Here is a 541-nt window from a genome sequence, read left to right as displayed (position 1 = left end):
ATGATGCTGAAGCGCAATACACGCTTGCGATTCGCCAGCTTAAACGTGGTGAAGAACTGCACGGTCGCCAAATGATATCCAAAGCAGAATTGGATGAGCTGACCGCAAACAAGGAACTGGCAGAGGCAAACTTCTATAACGCCACCAACCAGTTGAACTATACGCGTTTATTTGCCCCGTTTGCAGGAAAAGTCTCTGACGTTTTCAAAGAGCGTTTTGAGCGCGTGGCGATTGGCGAACCTGTACTGAACTTGTATCAAAACGATGTGGTTTATGTGCGCATCGAATTGTCTGACAACGTGTTAGCGATGGTGAACCCAACCGCACAAAATATGAGTTATAAGCCGCGTGCGACGTTCTCTGGTATTCCAACAACGTATGCGCTGGACTATTTAGAGCACACTAGCGAGCCAAACTCAGAAACACAGACTTATGAGATGTACTTAACCATGCCTCAACCAGAGCAAGAGATTCTGCCCGGCACGAGTGTGAGCGTGATGGTCGACATGATCAAAGCCGGTATCACTTCTATCGATGGTTA

1 pseudogene is annotated in these 541 nt (G+C 47.5%); it reads left to right on the top strand.

Annotation, left to right across the window (positions count from 1 at the left end):
* Nucleotides 1-541: pseudogene (gene vmeU, locus R7Q11_RS28800) on the top strand (multidrug efflux RND transporter periplasmic adaptor subunit VmeU); the annotation flags it as partial.

This window comes from Vibrio sp. 970 (assembly GCF_033339075.1).
The sequence above is the reverse complement of the archived record's forward strand: the minus strand, read 5'-3'. Positions and strand labels throughout refer to the sequence as shown.